1 pseudogene is annotated in these 357 nt (G+C 71.1%); it reads right to left on the reverse strand.

Annotation, left to right across the window (positions count from 1 at the left end):
* Positions 1-357 (reverse strand): annotated as a pseudogene (locus ASE20_RS09945) (hypothetical protein); the annotation flags it as partial.

Genomic DNA, 357 nt, shown 5'->3' on the forward strand with positions numbered 1-357 from the left:
GGTGGTGGTGTCGGCTTCGATGATCTTGGCCTCGGCGATCGCGAGGATCCGGTTCGGCGCCTGACCCAACGCTGCAGCGACCGCGACATCCACGATCCGGACCTGGTCACGGGTCAGCTTCCGCGACAGGGCCGCGACCCGGCGGACCACCCAGGTCTCACACTCGAGCTTCTGGGCACGGGCCCACACGAGCGGGAGCCGGTGCCGCAGGTCGAGCGCATCAGCGAGAGCCCGTCGGGTCGCACCCACACCTTCGCAGCGGGCGATGGCGATCTCGTCCAACGCCAGGTCGCTGATGCCGGGGGTGCCCTCACCACCGGGGTGGACCAGCCTCGGCCCACCACGCCGGACGGGCAC

The organism is Nocardioides sp. Root240, from assembly GCF_001428825.1.
Lineage (GTDB): Bacteria > Actinomycetota > Actinomycetes > Propionibacteriales > Nocardioidaceae > Nocardioides.